Raw genomic sequence first — 6,790 nt, 5'->3', positions numbered from 1 at the left:
TGGGGAGAGGCATGGATGTTCAATGCTCTTATTGAGGTGCTATCCTCTATTAACTTTCATAATAGATAATATTTGCACCTGATTGTGGAGGGGTAGGTATATTAATAGCTCGACTATCTTGATATATTAAAAAGAATACTGGAAAATATGAGAATGTGATGATCGATCCAATAACGTTCCATTAAGCGTCTCGCTTCTTGGACAAACTAGGGGAAACCGTTTCTTTTACTATGGATTTAACAAATAAAAAAATATTAGTTACCGGTGCTGACGGGTTTATCGGCTCCCATTTGACAGAAGAGCTTGTCAACAGTGGCTATGATGTCCGTGCTTTTGTCTTCTATAATTCATTCAATTCATGGGGGTGGTTGGATTCATTCCCCAATGAAACTCTTGATAAGATTGATATATTTGTGGGCGACATCCGCGATCCCAATGGGGTGAGAAAGGCCATGCAAGGGATAGATGTTGTTTTTCATCTGGCTGCGCTTATCGCTATTCCATTCAGCTACCACTCACCGGACAGTTATGTGGATACAAATATTAAAGGCACATTAAATGTATTGCAGGCAGCGCGGGATAGCGGTTGTAGTCGGGTTTTGATTACATCGACATCAGAAGTGTATGGAACAGCCCAGTATGTTCCCATTGACGAAAAGCATCCTTTTCAGGGTCAGTCGCCCTATTCCGCCACTAAAATTGGGGCTGACCGGCTAGCGGAAAGTTTCTATCGCAGTTTTAATACCCCGGTCACGATTGTCAGGCCATTCAATACCTATGGTCCTCGCCAGTCCGCCCGTGCCGTTATTCCCACAATCATTACGCAGTTATTAAATGGGAAAACAGAAATCAAACTGGGCAGCGTTCACCCAACCCGTGATTTTAATTTTGTCAAAGACACCGCTACCGGTTTCATCGCGATTGCAGAAACGCCTGCAACGATTGGAGAAGAGATCAATATTTCATCTCAAAAGGAAATTTCTATTGGCCATCTTGCCGAGGAGATCATTGCACAGATCAATCCCAAAGCAAAAATTATTACCGACGACATCCGTCTTCGACCGGAAAAAAGCGAAGTGGAAAGGCTTCTTGGCAGCAACGAAAAAATACGTAGTCTCACCAATTGGGAACCAAAATATACCTTAAAGCAAGGTATCAGCGAAACCATTAAATGGTTTAAGGATAAAGATAATTTGCGACAGTATAAGGCTGAGATATATAATGTGTAGCTGAACGAAGCTCAAAGCAATAAGCTGAAAGGGAAAAGATCAAAGGGAAATTTCTAAAAGAAAAATTATGGTGAAAAGGTGAAGTTGTATTTGGATATGTGCGTTTACAACAGGCCCTTTGACGATCAGAGTCAGCATAGAATAATGCTTGAAACTCGGGTTTTCATGATATTATTAGCGATGATATGGGAAGGTCAGTGTAAACTGGTCAATTCGTTTGCTCTGATATATGAAAACAGCAAGAACCCCAACATAGAAAACATGTTGAAGATATCAGATCTATTAGGCTATTCCGAAGAGTATGTATCCTACGACATAAGCATACTGGATAAATCTTTGGAGTTTGAGAAGTTTGGACTGCTGGGCATGGATGCCCTACATATCGCATGTGCTCAAAAGGCAGAGGTTGATTTTTTTATAACGTGTGATTACAATCTTATAAAAAAGCTGAAACGAATTGATAATCTCGGGATCAAGTATTACAATATAATTGATTTCATATCCCAGGAGGTTTTTAAAAGATGAGTATGCCATTAAAGGAATTGACCCCTGTCGAGATTAGGAGAGCAGGTTGGGAGGCCTTAAAAGAAAAACTTGGACCGGCAAGTGCCATGAAATTCATGCTGGATTTTGACCGTGGTGAAGGCAATTACTCTGAATTGCGCAAAGAGATATTTGGCGGAAAAACAGTAAATGCGATTATTCAGGACATGAAGGAAAAAGGCTTCTTATAGCAACCTTGTTTTTCAGCTTCCATTTTCGAGTTTCTATATTTAAGTGACCTGCTTTGAGCTTTTAACTTTGAGCTTTCAGCTTTCCCCTTTCCCCTTGATGCTTTCAGCTTCGAACTTTCACCTTTGAACTTTCAGCTTTTAACTTTGAGCTACAATCATGTTTAAAAAGATAACAGACTTCATCAAATCTCTTTACCCGGATGAGAACCCCGTCCCGCTTCATGCGCCGCGCTTCCTCGGGAATGAGAAAAAGTATCTCCTGGATTGTATTGATTCCACATTCGTTTCTTATGTCGGCCAGTACGTCAGCCGTTTTGAAGATGAAATATGCCAGTTTACCGGCGCAAAATATTGTGTTGCTGTATCTACTGGCACTGCTGCTTTGCATATATCCCTTTTGCTCGTTGATGTGTCGCCTGACTCAGAAGTTATAACACAGCCTTTAACATTTGTCGCAACAGTCAATGCCATTTCCTATTGTGGTGCGCACCCTGTTTTTGTTGATGTGGAAAAATCAACATTAGGGCTTGATCCGGATAAACTCAGCAAGTTTTTAGAAGAATGCGCCATAATAAAATCAGATGAACGCTGTTACAATAAAAAGACCGGGCGCATGATTACGGCCTGTGTGCCAATGCATACTCTTGGCCATCCAGTAAGGATTGATCAGATTATAGAGATTTGTGGCAAATATCATATTCCAGTTGTCGAAGATGCCGCAGAGGCACTCGGCAGTTTTTATAAGGGGCAACACGCTGGAACGTTTGGCTTATTAGGTATTTTAAGCTTCAACGGTAACAAACCGGTCACAACCGGTGGTGGCGGCATGATCATTACCAGTGATGAAAAACTTGCCGCAAAGGCAAAACACCTTACCACAACGGCAAAGAAGCCGCACCCTTGGGAATTTGTTCATGATATGGTTGGCTATAATTATCGCATGCCGAATATTAATGCCGCTGTGGGTTGTGCGCAGATGGAGCGTTTTGCCAATGTGTTGGAAAACAAGCGTGCCACAGCACAGAAGTATAAAAACTTTTTTGACGAAATTGCTATATCATTTATTGAAGAACCGGTTAATTGCCAATCCAACTATTGGCTGAATTCTATTATTTTAAAAGACAGACAGAAACGGGATCAATTTCTTGCTTATGCGGCGGATAATGGCGTTCAAGCCAGGCCTGTTTGGACACTTATGAACAAACTATCTATGTTTAGCCAATGCCAGAATGCGCCCATTGATGTTGCGCAATGGCTGGAAGATCGGCTGGTTAATATACCAAGCAGTATTTCTTTGGTGAAACATGATTAAACGAAAAATCTGCATTGTAACCGGAACGCGTGCGGAATATGGGCTCCTCTACTGGCTCATGAAGGAAATAAAAGGCGATCCAGCTTTGGAACTTCAGGTTATTGCTACTGGTATGCATCTCTCGCCCGAATTCGGCCTCACCTACAAAACGATCGAAAAAGACGGTTTCCATATCGACGAAAAGGTGGAAATGCTTCTTTCCAGTGATACGCCTATCGGTATCGCCAAATCCGTTGGCCTCGGTATTATTGGATTTGCGGATGCTCTTGCACGCCTTCATCCAGACATTATGGTCGTGTTAGGTGATAGATTTGAAATTTTGGCCGCCGCGCAAGCCGCGATGGTCGCGCGAATTCCCATTGCGCATATTCATGGGGGAGAAACGACGGAGGGAGCAATAGATGAAGCAATCCGGCACGCCATTACGAAGATGTCCCATTTTCATTTTACCGCAGCCGAACCCTATCTCAGGAGGATTATTCAATTAGGTGAAGCGCCGGAAAGGGTTATGAATTATGGTGCGCCAGGCCTTGATAACATTAAGAAGTTTAAGCTTCTTAATCGTGCCGCTTTTGAAAAGGCAATTAAATTTGACCTTGGCAGGATGTCTTTTCTGGTAACTTATCATCCGGTAACACTTAGCAATACAAATCCGGCGCAGTCTTTTAAAGAATTAACTAATGCACTTGATCAATTTCCAGAAGCAAAAATTATTTTTACCAAGGCAAATGCGGATGCGGCCGGGCGCACCATTAACTATAATATTGATAAGTATGTCGAACAGAATCCGCAGCGTGCAAAGGTATTTACATCCATGGGGCAACTTCTTTATCTTAGCGCAGTAAAAAACGTGGATATTGTCATTGGCAACTCGTCAAGCGGCATTGTAGAAGCCCCTTCCTTTCGCAAACCCACTGTGAATATCGGGCAACGTCAGCAAGGGAGATTAAAAGCAGATTCTATCATTGACTGTGCAGAAAATAAACAGGCAATTATTGCCGCTATCAAAAAAGGATTGTCTCCAGAGTTTAAAAATGTATTGAGAATCACAAAAAACCCATACGGAAGTGGTAATGCATCTTTAAAGATTAAAGAGTATTTAAAGAAGGCATCGCTCGAAAATATCCTCATGAAAAAATTCTATGATGTGAATTTCTATGACTCGACAGAAAAATAAAAAAACGAAATGCTATATAATTGCTGAAGCTGGTGTAAATCATAACGGCAGCATCGATATGGCTAAACAGTTGATAGATATCGCTGCAAATGCAGGTGCTGATGCTGTGAAATTCCAGACCTTCAAGGCGGAAAAAGTCGTCAGCAAGTATGCGCCAAAAGCCTACTACCAGAAAAAGACAACCGCAGAAACGGAGACCCAGTTAGACATGATCAAAAAACTGGAACTGGATGAGTCTGCGCATTCCATACTCATAGAACATTGCCACGTAAGAAATATTGAATTCTTATCCACACCTTTTGATTTTGAAAGTATTGATTTGCTTGCCCGTAAATTAAATCTTCAACACATTAAGATTCCTTCTGGAGAAATCACCAATGGGCCTTATCTTCTCTGCGTTGCACAAACAGGGAAGCCCGTTATTCTTTCTACGGGCATGAGCACCTTGGGTGAAGTGGAGATGGCCTTGGGCGTTCTGGCGTATGGGTATTTAGATAAGCAAGATAAGCCTTCACTTCAAAGTTTTCAAGATGCTTATTGTTCTGAGGCAGGCCGCGATGTTTTAAAAGAAAAAGTGACACTTCTTCATTGCACAACGGAATATCCTGCGCCATTTGAAGATGTTAATCTATGTGTGATGGAAACGATGCGCAAAGCCCTTGGTCTTCCTGTTGGCTTGTCTGATCATACGCCTGGAATTGCAGTGCCAATTGCGGCGGTTGCTTTAGGTGCTGCTGTTATTGAAAAACACTTTACACTGGATCGAAATCTTCCGGGGCCGGATCACAAAGCTTCTCTTGAGCCGAACGAACTGAAAGCAATGGTTACAGCTATCAGGCAGGTAGAAACATCTCTGGGGAATGGGCAAAAAATACCCACAGTATCAGAATGGAAAAATCGGGAAATTGCCAGAAAGAGCATCGTTGCGGCTGGCTCGATAAAAAAAGGGGACTTGTTTGCGGCAGATAACATAGCCATCAAGCGCCCTGGTGATGGATTGACACCCACGACCTACTGGACGCTTTTGGGCAGGCCGGCGCGGAAAAATTATGACGCGGATGAAATGATTGACGAATGATTAGATGAGGATAAATATATGAAAATATCAGGGCATGAAAAAATTCACATTTATAATGCAAGGCTGCAATCGTTGTATGGGGAAGTCATCAGTTGGCTAAAAGAAACCAATGCTCCGTGGACGCACCTATTTGAAGATCATGCGCTTGCGGAAGAACATGTAGGTAATTATGTGGTAAAAAAAATGATAATAAAGCAAGGTGACGAAACATTAGCACAGTTTATCCCTGTCGGCATTTTAATAATCGGCGCGGAGGGCCGTGTTGATCTTGTTGGAAAGAGCGGCAAGGAAATATTGGTATATTTTTCCGAAGGTGGCCCGGAAATGACAACAGGAATGTCTGTGGGTGATAATATGATCGCAGAACATACCGTTAAAATATATGGTCAAAAAAGAGAGGGCTGGCATTGGATAGACGACCGCATTACCGGCAAGCAGCCTAAATTTACAAAAGATATTTTTCTGGCCCTTTTGGAGCGGATCAATTGATCATGAAGGAAATTGACTCTATCTATACATTTTATCTCTTCATTAAAGACTCCATCAGGGTGACCGGGCGAATTTTTGATCGGCAACTGCCTGGTATTCAGAAAAGAACAATGTTTGAAAGCATGCCCTACGACGAGTTCACGAAGTCTCACGCAATTGCCTTATCGGAGCTTGATAATTTAGTTGTCTTGTCTCTCTTTGCTGCCTTTGAGCGGTCGTTGCGGAATAACATTTCTGATAAGCTTGATGTTCTAAAAACGATATCCCCAAAAAATCTTGGAAATGGAATTTATAATTTGACCAGCGCTGAAATAGAAAGGTGGCGGATAGAAGAAATATTTTCACTTTTTGGCTTCATGGTTGCGAGAGATAACATTGATAGGCTTAAAGAGGTTTTGAAATATAGAAATTGGATTGCCCACGGCAAAAATCAAAATAAAAAACCGCCCGCAAGGATCGACCCCAAAATGGCCTATGAAGCTATCAACTACTTTATGAACAGCATGACAAAAATGTGAAATGCAGGCCAATAAAAATATTATCATAATAGGCGGCGGTGGGCATGCGCGAGTTCTGATTGCTTCCCTTAAATCCTTGCGGCGCGAAATCATGGGGCTTCTACATCCTGATACTTCGCTGATCGGTCAATGCATTGCCGGGATTTGCGTCCTTGGAAACGATGACAAGATAAGAGATTACGCACCCGATGCCATTGAACTTGTAAATGGACTCGGCTCAGTGACATTGCCGGAGAAGCGCAAAGACACTTAT

General features: G+C 42.1%; 9 protein-coding genes. All 9 read left to right on the top strand.

The window, feature by feature from the left end; translation table 11 throughout:
* The first annotated feature begins 230 nt into the window (after nt 1-230).
* Nucleotides 231-1,229, top strand: a complete 999-nt coding sequence (locus E0765_RS04585) for an NAD-dependent 4,6-dehydratase LegB (RefSeq protein ID WP_132812048.1) — start codon at nt 231-233, stop codon at nt 1,227-1,229.
* Nucleotides 1,230-1,307: 78 nt separating this feature from the next.
* Complete coding sequence (locus E0765_RS04580) at nt 1,308-1,754, top strand: hypothetical protein (protein ID WP_132812047.1); 447 nt, start codon at nt 1,308-1,310, stop codon at nt 1,752-1,754.
* Nucleotides 1,751-1,963, top strand: a complete 213-nt coding sequence (locus tag E0765_RS04575) for a hypothetical protein (protein ID WP_165921663.1) — start codon at nt 1,751-1,753, stop codon at nt 1,961-1,963. Before E0765_RS04580 ends, E0765_RS04575 begins: the two co-directional genes overlap by 4 nt.
* Before the next feature lie 157 nt (nt 1,964-2,120).
* Nucleotides 2,121-3,275, top strand: a complete 1,155-nt coding sequence (locus tag E0765_RS04570) for a LegC family aminotransferase (RefSeq protein ID WP_132812045.1) — start codon at nt 2,121-2,123, stop codon at nt 3,273-3,275.
* Nucleotides 3,268-4,452, top strand: a complete 1,185-nt coding sequence (gene neuC, locus E0765_RS04565; protein ID WP_132812044.1) for a UDP-N-acetylglucosamine 2-epimerase — start codon at nt 3,268-3,270, stop codon at nt 4,450-4,452. The genes E0765_RS04570 and neuC overlap by 8 nt, the downstream gene beginning before the upstream one ends.
* On the top strand, nt 4,433-5,530 hold the full coding sequence (gene neuB, locus E0765_RS04560; protein WP_132812043.1) for an N-acetylneuraminate synthase: 1,098 nt from the start codon (nt 4,433-4,435) through the stop codon (nt 5,528-5,530). Before neuC ends, neuB begins: the two co-directional genes overlap by 20 nt.
* Nucleotides 5,531-5,548: 18 nt before the next feature.
* Nucleotides 5,549-6,019, top strand: a complete 471-nt coding sequence (locus tag E0765_RS04555) for a hypothetical protein (protein WP_132812042.1) — start codon at nt 5,549-5,551, stop codon at nt 6,017-6,019.
* A 2-nt stretch (nt 6,020-6,021) separates the two neighbouring features.
* Nucleotides 6,022-6,537, top strand: coding sequence for a hypothetical protein (locus tag E0765_RS04550; RefSeq protein ID WP_132812041.1), 516 nt, complete (start codon nt 6,022-6,024; stop codon nt 6,535-6,537).
* 1 nt (nt 6,538) lies between these two features.
* Nucleotides 6,539-6,790: hypothetical protein (locus tag E0765_RS04545; RefSeq protein WP_223175671.1), on the top strand; the 252-nt coding region annotated here is incomplete at its 3' end.

Source organism: Sulfuricurvum sp. IAE1, assembly GCF_004347735.1.
Classification (GTDB): domain Bacteria; phylum Campylobacterota; class Campylobacteria; order Campylobacterales; family Sulfurimonadaceae; genus Sulfuricurvum.
This window is presented reverse-complemented; position numbering and strand designations above follow the sequence as displayed.